Source organism: Streptomyces sp. NPDC028308, from assembly GCF_055565855.1.
In genome coordinates, this window is sequence record NZ_JBVHTO010000001.1 from 12,249 (window position 1) to 28,851 (window position 16,603).

The window sequence follows — 16,603 nt, forward strand, 5'->3', positions numbered from 1 at the left end:
CCCGCAGCCGTCTCGCACAGGGGCGCGGCCCCCTCCGGGTGACGGTCGTGGACCGTCGCGCGACGTTGTCCACAGGGAGTTGTCCACAGGCCCTGCAGGCCCGCCCGGATGTCGGCACAGTGGTGGGCATGCGGGGGTGGTGGCAGGACCTCACCGACCTGGTGCTGCCGGCCGAGTGCGGAGGCTGCGGACGACCTCGCACGGTGCTCTGTCCCGAGTGCCGTGCGACTCTCCGCGATTCCGCGCCGTGCCGGGTGCGACCGGTGCCGGAACCGGCGGGGCTGCCCGTGGTGTACGCGGCGGCTCCCTACGAGGACGAGGTGCGGGCCGTGCTCCTCGCCCACAAGGAGCGGGGCGCGCTCGCTCTCGCGGGTCCCCTCGGGGCGGCGCTGGCCGGAGCCGTGCGGGCGGGGCTGGCGCGGCGGGAGCCGGGGGCGGGGTTCGCCGGGCCCGGGACCGGGCCGGGCGGCTGTGCGGGCGGCGCACCGGCGGTCCCGGTCACCGGCCGCCCGGGGGTGCTCCCGGGGCCCGTGCTGCTCGTTCCCGTGCCGTCCGCGCGCCGGGCGGTGCGGGCCCGGGGGCACGATCCCGCCCGGCGGATCGCGCTCGCGGCGGCGGGGGAGCTGCGCTGCGGCGGGACGGCGGCCAGGGTGCTCGGCGCGCTGCGGCAGCGGCGTCGGGTGGCCGACCAGTCGGGCCTCAACTCCAGGGAGCGGCTGGACAATCTCGCCGGCGCCCTGGAGGTGGTGCCCGGGGCCGCCGGGCTGCTCGCCGGGGCCGGCCGGGTCGTGCTCGTCGACGACCTGATGACCACCGGTGCCTCGCTGGCGGAGGCGGCGCGGGCGGTGCGGGAGGCGTCGTCGGCACGGGTGGCGGACGCACGCGCGTACGTCGCGGGAACACGGGCACGATCCGAAGTGCCGGTGCTCCTCGAAAGGGCGGTGACGGCGGACGAGGAGGAGGATCGAAGGGAGAGCCGTACGGGACCGACGGGTGCGGACCTCGGCGCGGGAGCCGTCCCGGGCGAGATCGGCGCGGCGGTGGTCGCGGCTTCACCGGACGCTTTCGAAATAAACCGGAACTGACTGGAAAGTTGCATCGTTGCAGGTTATGAGAAGGCCAATTCACCTGAACGGAGGTGCGCCGCAGTAGAGGGTGACGTCATCCGTCCGGGCGAGATATGTTCGGTTGTGAGGCAATGGCGCAGGCCGTACCTCGCCTATCCGAATGCCGTGCTGCGGGTTTTCCTCAATCACCCGCGCCGGTGGGGTGGAGATCTTGTCCGCGGGGGAGGAGGAGGTGAAAGTCACCGAGTCCGAGGTTCCGGGGCTCACCGGAGCCTGGTGCAAGAGGGAGATGCCCCGCCGGCAGAGCGGGGCGATCCGGGAACGGAGTTCTGCGTGGACATCGTCGTCAAGGGCCGCAAGACCGAGGTGCCCGAGCGGTTCCGCAAGCACGTGGCCGAGAAGCTGAAGCTGGAGAAGATCCAGAAGCTCGATGGCAAGGTGATCAGCCTCGACGTCGAGGTGTCCAAGGAGCCCAACCCGAGGCAGGCTGACCGTTGTGACCGGGTGGAGATCACGCTCCGCTCGCGCGGTCCGGTCATCCGGGCGGAGGCAGCGGCAAACGATCCGTATGCGGCTCTCGACCTGGCGGCGGACAAGCTCGAGGCCCGTCTGCGCAAGCAGCACGACAAGCGCCACACGCGCCGCGGGAACGGCAGGCTCTCGGCGGCCGAGGTCGCCGACACGGTGCCGGGCGCGGCGACGCTGAACGGCGACGGGAGCGTCGTCCACGAAGAGCCGTCGGACGGTGTGCCGACCAAGAAGATCGGTTCGCTCGAGGTCATGGGCGAAGGCCCCCTCGTCGTCCGCGAGAAGACCCACGTGGCCGCCCCGATGACGCTCGACCAGGCGCTCTACGAGATGGAGCTGGTCGGGCACGACTTCTACCTGTTCGTCGACTCCGAGACGAAGGAACCGAGTGTCGTCTACCGGCGGCACGCTTACGACTACGGCGTCATCCACCTCAACACGGACCCGATGGTCGCCCAGGCCGACCCCGCCGCGCCGGGCGGTGCGCTCGGCGGCTGACCTCCTCCGGTGACAGCCGAGCCGGTGCCCCTGGTGAGCGCGTGCGCCCCCAGGGGCACCGGTGTGCGACCACTTCACGCCCCGCGCTGTGCCCGCACTGTCGTCCGGGCATGGAATCATGGCCGGACCGGCCCAACCCGTGGGCCGCAGCCTTGGGTTGGCGATGGCACAGGAACGCAGGCCACGGCCTTCAGGGGGAGGATCGATGCCGGACAGCTTCGGACCGATGCGTGACGAGGACGCCGACGACGGCGTCGTCGGCATGGGCCCGGACGCGGGCCCACCACGCAAGGAGCCCATCCGGGTTCTGGTCGTGGACGACCACGCCCTCTTCCGCCGCGGCCTGGAGATCGTGCTCGCGGCCGAGGAGGACATCCAGGTCGTCGGTGAGGCGGGTGACGGCGCCGAGGCGGTCGACAAGGCCGCCGACCTGCTGCCCGACATCGTGTTGATGGACGTCCGGATGCCCAAGCGCGGCGGGATCGAGGCGTGCACCTCCATCAAGGAGGTCGCCCCCAGCGCGAAGATCATCATGCTGACGATCAGCGACGAGGAGGCCGACCTCTACGACGCGATCAAGGCGGGCGCCACCGGCTATCTCCTCAAGGAGATCTCCACGGACGAGGTGGCCACGGCCATTCGCGCGGTCGCCGACGGACAGTCGCAGATCAGCCCGTCCATGGCGTCGAAACTGCTCACCGAGTTCAAGTCGATGATCCAGCGCACGGACGAGCGGCGCCTGGTGCCCGCGCCCCGGCTGACGGACCGCGAACTCGAAGTCCTCAAACTGGTCGCGACGGGAATGAACAACCGCGACATCGCCAAGCAGTTGTTCATCTCCGAGAACACCGTGAAGAACCACGTGCGCAACATCCTGGAGAAACTGCAGCTGCACTCCAGGATGGAAGCGGTCGTCTACGCGATGCGCGAGAAGATCCTCGAAATCCGCTGAACCGACGGGCGCCGGGCCGGCGCCGGACGCTCAGGCCAGTGCCCGGGCCAGCTCCGCCGCGAGCGGCGCGCGCAGCTCCGGTGCGTCGACCCGCTCCACACGCACGTCCGTGCAGTCCACCCAGCTCGCGGCCTCCACGAGCGCCTGCGCCACCGACGGCACCGCCCTCGGGCCCTCCAGGGTCACCTGCTTGGCGACCAGGGTGCTGCCCTCGCGGGCGGGGTCCACACGGCCGACGAGACGGCCGCCGGCGAGGACGGGCATCGCGAAGTAGCCGTAGACGCGCTTGGGTTTCGGGACGTACGCCTCCAGGCGGTGAGTGAAGCCGAAGATCCGCTCCGTGCGCGCCCGCTCCCAGACCAGCGAGTCGAACGGCGACAGCAGCGTCGTGCGGTGCCGCCCCCGCGGGGGTGTCTCCAGCGCGGCCGGGTCGGCCCAGGCCGGCTTCCCCCAGCCCTCCACCGTCACCGGCACCAGCCCCGAGTCCGCGATCACCGCGTCGACCTGCTCACCCTTGAGGCGGTGGTAGTCGGCGATGTCCGCGCGCGTGCCGACGCCCAGGGAGCGGCCGGCGAGGCGGACGAGGCGGCGCAGGCACTCGGCGTCGTCCAGCTCGTCGTGCAGCAGGGCCTGCGGGACGGCGCGCTCCGCGAGGTCGTACACCCGCTTCCAGCCGCGCCGCTCGGTGCACACCACCTCGCCGTACATCAGTGCGCGCTCCACGGCGACCTTCGTGCCCGACCAGTCCCACCACTCGCTGGTCTTCTTGGCGCCGCCCAACTCGGTGGCCGTGAGCGGGCCTTCGGTGCGCAGCTGCTTGATGACCTGCTCGTACGTGCCGTCCGGCAGGTCGTGGTTCCAGTGCGGGCGGGCGCGGTAGGCGCGGCGGCGGAAGGCGAAGTGCGGCCACTCCTCGATGGGCAGGATGCAGGCGGCGTGGGACCAGTACTCGAAGGCGTGCGTGTCGGTCCAGTACGCCTGGTCCACCGTCCTGCGGCCGACGGCTCCCAGCCGGGCGTACGGGACGAGTTCGTGGGAGCGGGCCAGCACCGAGATCGTGTCGAGCTGCACCGCGCCCAGGTGCCGCAGGACGCCCCGCACTCCGCCCCTGCGGTCGGGGGCGCCCAGGAATCCCTGGGCGCGCAGGGCGATCCGGCGGGCCTCGTCGGCGGAGAGCGCGGTGGTGGGACGCGGCAGACTCGTCATGCCCCACACGGTAGGCGGTGCCACTGACACTCGTCGCGGGGCGGGGTGATCGCGCACCCCCTCAGGTCGCGGTGGTCACGCGGGGGCGGGCAGGTAGGGGGCCGAGGACGGCAGTCCGAGGTCTGAGGGGAGCAGGGACGCCACCCAGCAGTCGCGTCGTACGCCCTTGTTGTTGAGGGCGGAGCGCAGGGTGCCCTCCACGGTGAAGCCCGCCCGTTCGGCGACCGCGCGGGAGGCCGCGTTGCCGACCTCGGCCCGCCACTCCACGCGGTCGATGGCGCGTTCGGTGAAGGCCCAGCGGGAGGCGGCGAGGACGGCCTCGGTGATGTACCCGTTGCCCCGGTGCTCCTTGGCGGTCCAGTAGCCGACCTCGGCCACCCCCAGGGAGCGCATCGTGAGGCTGAGCATGCCGGCGAGCTGCCCGGAGGGGAGGAAGACCCCGAACGTGAACATCGAACCGTCCGCCCAGCCGTCCGGGACCATCTGTGCGAGGAACCCCTCGGCGTGCTCGCGCAGGTACGGCGAGGGGATCGTCGTCCAGCGCTGGATGTCGGCGTCCTGCACGGCGGCGTACACGGTCTCGGCGTCCTGCGGGCCCACGGGGCGCAGCCGGAGACGTTCGGTGGTCAGCGTGACGGGTTCCATCGGCCGATTCTGCTCGGGCCGCCGCGGGGGCGCCATCGCTTTGGCGCGCGTGCGGCCGAACGGGCCCCACGCGCGCGGGGACGCGAGACCCGCCACCGGTGGACGGTGGGTGAGGGTGCGGTCACATTTAGTTCATTTCGCGACCGGACGCGGCACCATCCGCCGTCCCCGCCCGTTGTCCTGGTAGCTGTCACGAGAGCAGACCTCCCGGCGTGGCGGGGTCCTCGCATACGATGGCCGTTGCTCTGTTGCATCAAGGAAAACCGACCGTCCCAGGCCCGACCGGCAAGGAGACCAACCCCCGTGTCCGTCCTCTCGAAGATCATGCGTGCAGGCGAAGGCAAGATCCTGCGCAAGCTGCACCGCATCGCGGACCAGGTCAACTCCATCGAAGAGGACTTCGTCGACCTCTCCGACGCCGAGCTGCGGGCCCTCACCGATGAGTACAAGCAGCGGTACGCCGACGGCGAGAGCCTCGACGACCTGCTTCCCGAGGCGTTCGCCACCGTCCGCGAGGCCGCCAAGCGCGTCCTCGGCCAGCGTCACTACGACGTGCAGATGATGGGCGGTGCCGCGCTCCACCTCGGCTACGTGGCCGAGATGAAGACCGGTGAGGGCAAGACCCTGGTCGGCACGCTGCCCGCGTATCTGAACGCCCTCTCCGGGAAGGGCGTCCACCTCATCACGGTGAACGACTACCTGGCCGAGCGCGACTCGGAGATGATGGGCCGCGTCCACAAGTTCCTGGGCCTGAGCGTCGGCTGCATCCTCGCCAACATGACGCCGGCCCAGCGCCGCGAGCAGTACGCGTGCGACATCACGTACGGCACGAACAACGAGTTCGGCTTCGACTACCTGCGCGACAACATGGCGTGGTCCCAGGACGAACTCGTCCAGCGCGGCCACAACTTCGCCATCGTCGACGAGGTCGACTCCATCCTCGTCGACGAGGCGCGTACGCCGCTGATCATCTCGGGCCCCGCCGACCAGGCCACCAAGTGGTACGGCGACTTCGCCAAGTTGGTCACGCGCCTGAAGAAGGGCGAGCCGGGCAACCCGCTCAAGGGCATCGAGGAGACCGGCGACTACGAGGTCGACGAGAAGAAGCGCACCGTGGCGATCCACGAGCCCGGTGTCGCCAAGGTCGAGGACTGGCTCGGCATCGACAACCTCTACGAGTCGGTCAACACCCCGCTGGTGGGCTACCTGAACAACGCCATCAAGGCCAAGGAGCTCTTCAAGAAGGACAAGGACTACGTCGTAATCGACGGCGAGGTCATGATCGTCGACGAGCACACCGGCCGTATCCTCGCCGGCCGCCGCTACAACGAGGGCATGCACCAGGCGATCGAGGCGAAGGAAGGGGTGGACATCAAGGACGAGAACCAGACCCTCGCCACGATCACCCTGCAGAACTTCTTCCGCCTCTACAAGCGCCACGACCAGCAGGGCAAGGAACTGCCGGGTCTCTCCGGCATGACCGGTACGGCGATGACCGAGGCCGCCGAGTTCCACCAGATCTACAAGCTGGGCGTCGTCCCGATCCCGACCAACCGGCCGATGGTCCGCAAGGACCAGTCCGACCTGATCTACCGCACCGAGGTCGCGAAGTTCGAGGCGGTCGTCGACGACATCGTCGAGAAGCACGAGAAGGGCCAGCCGATCCTCGTCGGTACGACGTCGGTCGAGAAGTCCGAGTACCTCTCGCAGCAGCTCTCCAAGCGCGGAGTCCAGCACGAGGTGCTGAACGCCAAGCAGCACGACCGTGAGGCGCCGATCATCGCCCAGGCCGGCCGCAAGGGCGCCGTCACCGTCGCCACGAACATGGCCGGCCGCGGTACGGACATCAAGCTCGGCGGCAACCCCGACGACCTCGCCGAGGCGGAGCTGCGCCAGCGCGGCCTCGACCCCGAGGAGCACATCGAGGAGTGGGCCGCCGCCCTGCCCGCCGCCCTGGAGCGCGCGGAGAAGGCCGTGAAGGCCGAGTTCGAGGAGGTCAAGAACCTCGGCGGGCTCTACGTGCTCGGCACCGAGCGCCACGAGTCGCGGCGCATCGACAACCAGCTGCGCGGTCGTTCCGGCCGTCAGGGCGACCCGGGCGAGTCCCGCTTCTACCTCTCCCTCGGCGACGACCTGATGCGGCTGTTCAAGGCGCAGATGGTCGAGCGCGTGATGTCGATGGCGAACGTCCCCGACGACGTGCCGATCGAGAACAAGATGGTCACCCGTGCCATCGCCTCCGCGCAGTCGCAGGTCGAGCAGCAGAACTTCGAGACCCGCAAGAACGTCCTGAAGTACGACGAGGTGCTCAACCGGCAGCGCGAGGTCATCTACGGCGAGCGCCGCCGCGTCCTGGAGGGCGAGGACCTGCAGGAGCAGATCCAGCACTTCATGGACGACACGATCGACGCGTACATCGAGGCGGAGACCGCCGAGGGCTTCGCCGAGGAGTGGGACCTGGACCGGCTGTGGAGCGCCTTCAAGCAGCTCTACCCGGTGAAGGTCACCGTCGAGGAGCTGGAGGACGCGGCCGGTGACCGGGCGGGCCTGACCGCCGAGTTCATCTCCGAGTCCATCAAGGACGACATCCACGAGCAGTACGCGGCCCGTGAGGAGCAGCTCGGCTCCGAGATCATGCGCGAACTGGAGCGCCGGGTCGTCCTGTCGGTCCTCGACCGCAAGTGGCGCGAGCACCTCTACGAGATGGACTACCTCCAGGAGGGCATCGGCCTGCGCGCCATGGCGCAGAAGGACCCGCTGGTGGAGTACCAGCGCGAGGGCTTCGACATGTTCACCGCCATGATGGACGGCATCAAGGAGGAGTCCGTCGGCTACCTGTTCAACCTGGAGGTCCAGGTCGAGCAGCAGGTCGAGGAGGTCCCGGTGCAGGACGCGCCGTCGCTGCAGAAGGAGGACGCCGTCCCCGCGGGCGCGCGTCCCGAGATCCGCGCCAAGGGCCTCGACGCCCCGCAGCGGCCGGACCGGCTGCACTTCTCCGCGCCCACCGTGGACGGCGAGGGCGGCATCGTCGAGGGCGAATTCGTGGACGGCGACGAGCCGGTGCGCTCCGAGGCGGACGGCCTCACGCGCGCGGAGCGCCGCAAGCAGCAGAAGGGCGGCCGTCGCCGCAAGAAGTAGCGGACGCGGCGGACGCCGGGTGATCGCCGCCGTGTGATCGTCGCGCGTGACCGTCGATGGTCGTGGAGGCCGGGTACCCCGAGGGTGCCCGGCCTTCGTGTTCCCGTCCCCGGGAGGGGGCGCGGGGCGGGGAGTGCCGGAGCGGACGCGGGCTCAGTCGTCGTCCGGGCGGGGCATCCGGGGGCCGCCCAGCTCCACGGCCGTGCAGCGCCAGCGCAGGTCGGCGCCCTGCTCCAGCCGGAACGCCATGGCGCGCAGCTGCTCACCCGCGCCGATGCGGGCGAAGACCTCGACGGCGCCCGGGCGCGGCACGTAGTAGCCGAGGTCGCGGACGACGGGACGGGTGCCGCGGGTGCGCAGCGGGTTGTGCTCCGCCAGCCAGGCCAGTTCGTCGTAGGCGCGGCCTGCGGTGTGGCGGAGCATCGAGTGCACCGGGCGCCCGCCGCTGAGCACGGCCAGCAGCCGGTCGGCGAAGACGTCGGTCGGCCTGGGCCGGGGAGCCGGGGCGACCACCGGCGCGCCGGCGGGCCGCGCGGGGGCCGGCGGCGCGGGCACGGCCGCCGCCGGGCGGGAGGGGGCTCCTGTGGCCTCCGGGGCCGGCTGGCGGCCGCCGCGGGGCAGGGCGCGCGGGGCGCCACCGCCGGGGGCGCGGGGCGGGGTCCCGCTCGGGCGGCGCGTGTCGTGGCGGACGGGCGGACGGCCACCGGCACTGCGCCTGGCCCTGGTCATCACCTTGTTCATGTGGTGTCCCCGTTTTCCTGGAACCCGGATGAATACCGGGCGGTAACTTGCTGGTGGGGATCTTGTACGGGCCGCCGGGACGCGGCGGCAAGGACCGGGGGAGCGCGTCGGCGGGGCAGGACCGGTTCACTTATCAGAGTGACCGAGGGGCCGCCGGAGACCGGTACGGCGGGGGCGCACCGGGTGAAGTCCTGGACGCGGGTTGACAGCCGTCGGCGTACGGCCCGGACCCCGAAGGGGGACACCCGCACGTATCCTGAAGGCCCTCCCGGAGGCGCGGGAACCGCCCTGGGGGCCCACCGACTACGAAAGCGGCCAGCCATGCGCGTCTACGTCCCCCTGACCCTCTCCGGTCTCGCCGAGGCGTACAAGACGGGAGAGCTGGGGACGGGACCGGTCGCCGCGTACGCCGTCACCCCCGCGCTGCGCGAGTGGTACCTCTCGGACGACCTGGAGGAGCTGGAGTACGCGGCGCTCAACCGGGCCGCGCTCGCCTCCCTGCGGCTCATCGCGGTCGACCCGGGCGCTCCCCGGCGCCGGGTCGTCGTCGCGGTCGACGTGCCCGACGGGGCCGCGCAGGCCGACCCCGACCGGGGGCTCGACACGGCGGCGCTCGGCGAGGTGCGGATCGCGGGGCCCGTCCGGCTCTCCGGCGCGGCCGCCGTGCACGTCGACTCGGACGAGGCGGAGGCGGACGTCGTAGCCGCCGCGCAGGCGCTGGGCGCGGCGGACCTCGGGGACGACGACGCCCAGTTCACCGTCGACGGCGCCGAGGACCACGAGCTGCTCTGGTACGCGACGCAGGAGATCCCCAACCTGGTGGGGCTCGGCGACTGAGGGGTCGCGGAGGGCGTACAGACGTTCGCGGTCGGTTGTCGGTGGCGGCGGGTATTTTCTGGATATGGGGAAGCACGAAGCAGCGCACATCGTGTGGGACTGGAACGGGACGCTGTTCCACGACAACGCCGCGATCATCGGCGCGACGAACGCCGCGTTCGCCGAGCTGGGGATCCCGCCGATCACTCTGGAGCGGTACCGGTCGCTCTACTGCGTACCGGTCCCGAAGTTCTACGAGCGCCTGATAGGCAGGCTGCCGACGGATGCCGAGTGGCTCGTCATGGACGAGATCTTCCACCGGTACTACGCGCAGCACCGGACTGCCTGCGCGCTCACCGAGGGGGTGCCGGACCTGCTCGCCGGCTGGCGGTCCACGGGGCGCAGCCAGTCCATCCTGAGCATGTACGGGCACGAGGAGCTGGTCCCGCTGGTGCGCGGCTTCGGCATCGAGCCGCATTTCCTGCGGGTCGACGGGCGGACCGGTCCCTCCGGCGGCAGCAAGGCCGAGCACATGGTGCGGCACATCGGCGCGCTCGCCCGGGTCGACCCCGCGCGCACGGTCGTGATCGGGGACGCCGCCGACGACGCGGTCGCCGCGCTGCACGTCGGGGCGAAGGCGGTGCTCTACACCGGCGGCTCCCACAGCCGCGCCAGCCTGGAGGTGGTGGGCGTGCCGGTGGTGGACACGCTGGAGGAAGCGGTCGAGGAAGCCGAACGGCTGGCCGCCTGACCTGCGGTGACGTCAGCTCCCGGGCGCCCGGCCCCACGCCCACTTCCGTGACCCGCGACGCGCGAGCCCACGTTCGCTCCCGCGCGGATCTGCCGGAGGCGCCGGGTGGCGCGGGGGTCCGTCGGCTCCCGTGTCCCGGCGCGGACGGATCTGCGCCTGGGCCTGGCGCCGACGGCGACGCACCCGCGTCTGCTCCCGCGCGGGTTTGCCGGCGGTGCCGGGAGCCGCAGGCTGCCGCGTCCCGCGACGACGGATCTGCGCCCGGGTCCGGAACCCGCGAACCGCTGACCCACGCCCGCCTCCGTGACCCGCAGCGCGCGGGCCCGCCGGAGGCACCGGGCGGCGCGGAGGCTCGGCGGCCCCCGTGCCCCGTGCCGGGCGGACCTGAGCCGGCACGGGGGCGTGCGGGTTGAGGCCCGCCTTCGTGGCGGGCGGTGACGCACCCACGTCCGCTCCAGCGCGTCTCCCCCGAGGCGCCGGCGGCGCGGGGGTCCGTCGGCTTCCGTGACCCGGGGTGGACGGGCTTGCGTCCGGTTCACTCGGGCCGTGGCCGCTTCCGCGGCGCGCGGGGACGCGTTCGCTTCGGCGGCGGTCTCCCGGGGGCGCCCGGCGGGCGGCCCCGCGTCCAGCGACGTGGACCGTCGGGCGTCGGGCACGTCCCCCGGGCGCGTGTGCCGGGAGGTGGACCCTGCGCATGCGCAGACACACGGCTTTCGTCCCTGTGCAGAGTGTCAAAGTTCGACCCCTGCTTTTGTACACATACGGCTCATGACTCAGCCCGGGTGGGGGGCGATAGCCTGGTGGCGTGATCAGCGCGATATCTCGCGGGGGCATCGTCGCCCCTGCCCTGCGCCCGGAGAGCACGGACGACATCCGTGTCCGGGCGGCGCTCGCTGGTCCGCGCGGGCGGGTCGGGCAGGCCGGGACGGCAGAGGCGGCCACGACGCCGCCGGCGCCCAGCGGCCCCCGTGCCCCTGGTACCCGCGGCGAACCGGCGCCGCCGAGAGCAGCGTCACACCCGGCAGGGGCGCCGAAAATGGCCGATAACCCCTCGCCCGTGTCTTCATGCGGCATAGCGTCGGTACAGACCGGACACCCCGCGTCTCGGCGTCACGTCGTAGAAGAGACCGAACTTCCTTCAACGTCACGCAACGGCGCGCGACAGGAGCCAGAGGACAATGCAGACCAAGCTGGACGAAGCAAAGGCCGAGCTGCTCGAACGGGCCGCCCGGGTAGCTGAGAACAGCCCGGTCGGGGGGCATCTACCGACCGGGACGACGGGCGAGGGCACACCCGACCGGGACACCGTGCTCACGTTCCTCCAGCGCTACTACCTGCACACCGCCCCGGAGGACCTGACCGACCGCGACCCGGTCGACGTCTTCGGAGCCGCCTTCTCGCACTACCGGCTGGCGGAGAACCGCCCGCAGGGCACGGCCAACGTGCGGGTCCACACGCCGACCGTGGAGGAGAACGGCTGGACCTGCACGCACTCGGTCGTGGAGGTCGTCACCGACGACATGCCCTTCCTCGTCGACTCCGTGACCAACGAACTCTCGCGCCAGGGCCGCGGCATCCACGTCGTGATCCACCCGCAGTTCGTCGTGCGGCGCGATCTGACGGGCAGGCTGATCGAGGTGCTGCCGGGCCGCCCGGGCGGTGACCTCCCGCACGACGCCTCCGTCGAGTCCTGGATCCACGTCGAGATCGACCGCGAGACCGACCGCGCCGACCTCAAGCAGATCACCGCCGATCTGCTGCGCGTGCTGTCCGACGTCCGCGAGTCCGTCGAGGACTGGGAGAAGATGCGCGACTCGGCGCTGCGCATCGCCGAGGAGCTGCCCAAGGAGCCGACCGCGGACGACCTGCGCGACCAGGAGGTCGAGGAGGCCCGGGAGCTGCTGCGCTGGCTCGCGGACGACCACTTCACCTTCCTCGGCTACCGCGAGTACCAGCTCCGCGACGACGACTCCCTGGCCGCCGTGCCCGGCACCGGCCTCGGCATCCTGCGCTCCGACCCGCAGCACGGCGGCGACGAGAGCCACCCGGTCAGCCCGTCCTTCGAGCGGCTGCCCGCCGACGCCCGTGCCAAGGCCCGCGAGCACAAGCTCCTCGTGCTGACGAAGGCCAACAGCCGCGCCACCGTCCACCGGCCCTCGTACCTCGACTACGTCGGCGTGAAGAAGTTCGACGAGAACGGGAACGTCGTCGGTGAGCGGCGCTTCCTCGGTCTCTTCTCCTCCGCCGCGTACACCGAGTCCGTGCGCCGGGTGCCCGTCATCCGCCGCAAGGTCGAAGAGGTGCTCAAGGGCGCCGGTTTCTCGCCGAACAGCCACGACGGACGCGACCTGCTCCAGATCCTGGAGACGTACCCGCGCGACGAGCTCTTCCAGACCCCGGTCGACGAGCTGCGGGCCATCGTCACCAGCGTCCTCTACCTCCAGGAGCGGCGCCGGCTGCGGCTCTACCTGCGCCAGGACGAGTACGGCCGCTACTACTCCGCCCTCGTCTACCTGCCGCGCGACCGCTACACGACCGGTGTCCGGCTGCGGATCATCGACATCCTCAAGGAGGAGCTCGGCGGCATCAGCGTCGACTTCACCGCCTGGAACACCGAGTCGATCCTCTCCCGCCTGCACTTCGTGGTCCGGGTCCCACAGGGCACCGAGCTGCCGCAGCTGTCCGACAGCGACAAGGAGCGCATCGAGGCGCGGCTCGTCGAGGCCGCCCGCTCCTGGGCCGACGGCTTCGCCGAAGCGCTGACCGCCGAGTGCGGCGAGGAGCGCGCCGCCGAACTGCTGCGCCGGTACGGCAACGCCTTCCCCGAGGGCTACAAGGCCGACCACACCCCGCGCGCCGCCGTCGCCGACCTGGTCCACCTCCAGCAGCTCACCCAGGAGCAGCGCGACCAGCCCAAGGACTTCGCGCTCAGCCTGTACGAGCCGGTGGGCGCCGCCCCCGGCGAGCGCCGTTTCAAGATCTACCGCACCGGCGAGCAGGTCTCCCTCTCCGCCGTCCTGCCTGCGCTCAACCGCATGGGCGTCGAGGTCACCGACGAGCGCCCGTACGAGCTGCGCTGCTCGGACCGGACGACCGCCTGGATCTACGACTTCGGACTGCGCCTGCCCAAGTCGCAGAACGGCAGCGGCGACTACCTCGGCGACGACGGCCGCGAGCGGTTCCAGGAGGCCTTCGCCGCCACCTGGACCGGCAAGGCCGAGAACGACGGCTTCAACGCCCTCGTGCTGAGCGCCGGGCTGAACTGGCGCCAGGCGATGGTGCTGCGCGCGTACGCCAAGTACCTGCGCCAGGCCGGTTCCACCTTCAGCCAGGACTACATGGAGGACACCCTCCGCAACAACGTCCACACCACCCGGCTGCTCGTCTCGCTCTTCGAGGCGCGCATGTCGCCGGAGCGGCAGCGGGCCGGCGTAGAGCTGACCGACGCGCTGATGGAGGAGCTGGACGCCGCCCTCGACCAGGTCGCGTCCCTCGACGAGGACCGCATCCTGAGGTCCTTCCTGAACCTCATCAAGGCGACCCTGCGCACCAACTTCTTCCAGCACGCCGTCGGCGGCAAGCCGCACGAGTACGTCTCCATGAAGTTCGACCCGCAGGCCATCCCGGACCTCCCGGCGCCGCGCCCGGCGTACGAGATCTGGGTGTACTCGCCGCGTGTCGAGGGCGTGCACCTGCGGTTCGGCAAGGTCGCGCGTGGTGGTCTGCGCTGGTCCGACCGGCGTGAGGACTTCCGTACCGAGATCCTCGGCCTGGTCAAGGCGCAGATGGTGAAGAACACCGTCATCGTGCCGGTCGGCGCCAAGGGCGGGTTCGTCGCCAAGCAGCTGCCGGACCCGGCCGCGGACCGCGACGCCTGGCTGGCCGAGGGCATCCGCAGCTACCGGACCTTCATCTCGGCGCTGCTCGACATCACCGACAACATGGTCGGCGGCGAGGTCGTGCCCCCGGCCGACGTGGTCCGCCACGACGGCGAGGACACCTACCTCGTCGTCGCGGCCGACAAGGGCACGGCCACGTTCTCGGACATCGCCAACGAGGTCGCCGAGTCGTACGACTTCTGGCTCGGTGACGCCTTCGCCTCCGGCGGCTCGGCGGGCTATGACCACAAGAAGATGGGCATCACCGCCCGCGGCGCCTGGGAGTCGGTGAAGCGGCACTTCCGGGAGCTCGGGCACGACACCCAGACCGAGGACTTCACGGCGGTCGGCGTCGGCGACATGTCGGGTGACGTGTTTGGCAACGGCATGCTGCTGTCCGAGCACATCTGCCTGGTCGCGGCCTTCGACCACCGGCACATCTTCATCGACCCGAAGCCGGACGCGGCCACGTCGTTCGCGGAGCGGCGCCGCCTCTTCGAGCTGCCGCGCTCCAGCTGGGCCGACTACGACAGCGCGCTGATCTCGGCCGGCGGCGGTGTCTTCCCGCGCACCTCCAAGGCCATCCCGGTCAACGCGCACATCCGCGAGGCCCTCGGCATCGAGGCCGGCGTCACCAAGATGACCCCGGCCGACCTGATGAAGGCGATCCTCTCCGCGCCGGTCGACCTGCTGTGGAACGGCGGCATCGGCACGTACGTGAAGTCCGCCGCCGAGTCGCACGCCGACGTGGGCGACAAGGCCAACGACGCCATCCGCGTCGACGGCGCCGACCTGCGGGTCAAGGTCGTCGGCGAGGGCGGCAACCTGGGCCTGACCCAGCTCGGCCGGATCGAGTTCGCGCAAGCCGGCGGCCGGATCAACACCGACGCCATCGACAACAGCGCGGGCGTGGACACCTCCGACCACGAGGTGAACATCAAGATCCTGCTCAACGCGGTGGTGGCGAACGGCGACCTGACCGTCAAGCAGCGCAACAAGCTGCTCGCCGAGATGACCGACGAGGTCGGACAGCTCGTCCTGCGCAACAACTACGCGCAGAACGTGGCGATCGCCAACGCGCTCGCCCAGTCCGGCAGCATGCTCCACGCCCAGCAGCGGTTCATCCGCCACCTGGTGCGCGAGGGCCACCTGAACCGGGCCCTGGAGTTCCTGCCCACCGACCGGCAGATCCGCGAGCGCCTGAACAGCGCGCAGGGCCTCACCGGTCCCGAGACGGCCGTCCTGCTCGCGTACACGAAGATCACCGTGTCCGACGAGCTGCTCGCCACCTCGCTGCCCGACGACCCCTACCTGCAGAAGCTGGCGCACGCCTACTTCCCGACGGCGCTGCGCGAGCGGTTCCGCGAGCAGATCGACGCGCACGCCCTGCGCCGCGAGATCGTCACGACGGTGCTGGTCAACGACACCGTCAACACCGGCGGGACGAGCTTCCTGCACCGGCTGCGCGAGGAGACCGGCGCCTCCCTGGAGGAGATCGTCCGGGCCCAGACCGCGGCCCGCGCGATCTTCGAGTCGAGCGCGGTGTGGGACGCCGTCGAGGCGCTCGACACCGTCGTGGACGCGGACGTCCAGACCCGGATCCGCCTGCACTCCCGCCGGCTCGTCGAGCGCGGCACGCGCTGGCTGCTCAACAACCGGCCGCAGCCCTTGCAGCTGGCGGAGACCATCTCCTTCTTCAGCGAGGGCGTCAACAAGGTCTGGGGCGAGCTGCCCAAGCTGCTGCGCGGCGCGGACCTGGAGTGGTACCAGCAGATCTACGACGAGCTGTCGGGCGCCGGTGTCCCGGACGGTCTCGCCGAGCGGGTGGCGGGCTTCTCCTCGGCCTTCCCGACGCTGGACATCGTCGCGGTGGCCGACCGCATGGGCAAGGACCCGATGGCCGTCGCCGAGGTGTACTACGACCTCGCCGACCGGCTGAGCATCACCCAGCTCATGGACCGCATCATCGAGCTCCCGCGTGCCGACCGCTGGCAGTCCATGGCCCGCGCCTCCATCCGCGAGGACCTGTACGCGGCCCACGCGGCGCTCACCGCGGACGTCCTGGCCGTCGGCAACGGCACCTCGACTCCCGAGGAGCGCTTCAAGGCGTGGGAGGAGAAGAACGCCGCGATCCTCGGCCGCGCCCGCACGACGCTGGAGGAGATCCGCGGCTCGGACTCCTTCGACCTCGCGAACCTGTCGGTGGCGATGCGGACGATGAGGACGCTGCTGCGGACGCATTCGTAGTCCCCGGCCCAGCCGAGAGGGGGGTGCCCCGGACCGCACGGTCCGGGGCACCCCCTTTTTTCCTGCCGTCCGCCGCCCCGGTGGGCCCGTTCGGTGCACTACCGGACCAGTTCACCAGGGCCATTGCCGTGGGACT

10 protein-coding genes are annotated in these 16,603 nt (G+C 71.3%); 7 read left to right on the forward strand and 3 right to left on the reverse strand.

The features are described from left to right. Window positions 1–128: 128 nt before the first annotated feature. The 3 genes from ACZ4VA_RS00055 to ACZ4VA_RS00065 all read left to right on the forward strand — a co-directional run bounded on the left by ACZ4VA_RS00055 (window position 129) and on the right by ACZ4VA_RS00065 (window position 3,045). Window positions 129–1,085, forward strand: a complete 957-nt coding sequence (locus tag ACZ4VA_RS00055; protein WP_468079002.1) for a ComF family protein — start codon at window positions 129–131, stop codon at window positions 1,083–1,085. 315 nt (window positions 1,086–1,400) lie between these two features. Further along, on the forward strand, window positions 1,401–2,093 hold the full coding sequence (gene hpf, locus ACZ4VA_RS00060; RefSeq protein WP_402383191.1) for a ribosome hibernation-promoting factor, HPF/YfiA family: 693 nt from the start codon (window positions 1,401–1,403) through the stop codon (window positions 2,091–2,093). Window positions 2,094–2,298: 205 nt separating this feature from the next. After that, window positions 2,299–3,045, forward strand: coding sequence for a response regulator (locus ACZ4VA_RS00065; protein WP_121402578.1), 747 nt, complete (start codon window positions 2,299–2,301; stop codon window positions 3,043–3,045). Between the two features lie 30 nt (window positions 3,046–3,075). Here ACZ4VA_RS00065 and ACZ4VA_RS00070 read toward each other — a convergent pair whose 3' ends face one another. Next, entirely contained in the window at window positions 3,076–4,251 is a 1,176-nt protein-coding gene (locus ACZ4VA_RS00070; protein WP_356174196.1) for a winged helix-turn-helix domain-containing protein, read from the reverse strand. Window positions 4,252–4,326: 75 nt separating this feature from the next. Further along, window positions 4,327–4,896: a GNAT family N-acetyltransferase gene (locus tag ACZ4VA_RS00075; protein ID WP_355785869.1), complete on the reverse strand. Its 570-nt coding sequence runs from the start codon at window positions 4,894–4,896 to the stop codon at window positions 4,327–4,329. A 303-nt stretch (window positions 4,897–5,199) separates the two neighbouring features. Here ACZ4VA_RS00075 and secA point away from each other — a divergent pair, with 303 nt between their 5' ends. Beyond that, entirely contained in the window at window positions 5,200–8,034 is a 2,835-nt protein-coding gene (gene secA / locus ACZ4VA_RS00080; RefSeq protein WP_355785872.1) for a preprotein translocase subunit SecA, read from the forward strand. Between the two features lie 153 nt (window positions 8,035–8,187). Here the strand turns inward: secA and ACZ4VA_RS00085 are convergent, their stop codons facing one another. Next, window positions 8,188–8,775, reverse strand: coding sequence for an Rv3235 family protein (locus tag ACZ4VA_RS00085; RefSeq protein ID WP_356174200.1), 588 nt, complete (start codon window positions 8,773–8,775; stop codon window positions 8,188–8,190). Window positions 8,776–9,096: 321 nt separating this feature from the next. On the opposite strand from ACZ4VA_RS00085, the gene ACZ4VA_RS00090 reads away from it, so the two are divergent. The 3 genes from ACZ4VA_RS00090 to ACZ4VA_RS00100 all read left to right on the forward strand — a co-directional run bounded on the left by ACZ4VA_RS00090 (window position 9,097) and on the right by ACZ4VA_RS00100 (window position 16,467). After that, window positions 9,097–9,612 carry a DUF6912 family protein gene (locus ACZ4VA_RS00090; RefSeq protein ID WP_388903969.1) on the forward strand — a complete coding sequence of 172 codons (516 nt, stop codon included), beginning with the start codon at window positions 9,097–9,099 and terminating at the stop codon, window positions 9,610–9,612. Between the two features lie 64 nt (window positions 9,613–9,676). After that, window positions 9,677–10,342 (forward strand): HAD family hydrolase, encoded by a 666-nt coding sequence (locus ACZ4VA_RS00095; RefSeq protein ID WP_356174205.1) that lies wholly within the window; start codon window positions 9,677–9,679, stop codon window positions 10,340–10,342. Window positions 10,343–11,520: 1,178 nt separating this feature from the next. After that, a complete protein-coding gene (locus ACZ4VA_RS00100) occupies window positions 11,521–16,467 on the forward strand; it encodes an NAD-glutamate dehydrogenase (RefSeq protein WP_356237581.1) in 4,947 nt (1,648 codons plus the stop codon). The last annotated feature ends 136 nt before the right edge of the window (window positions 16,468–16,603 follow it).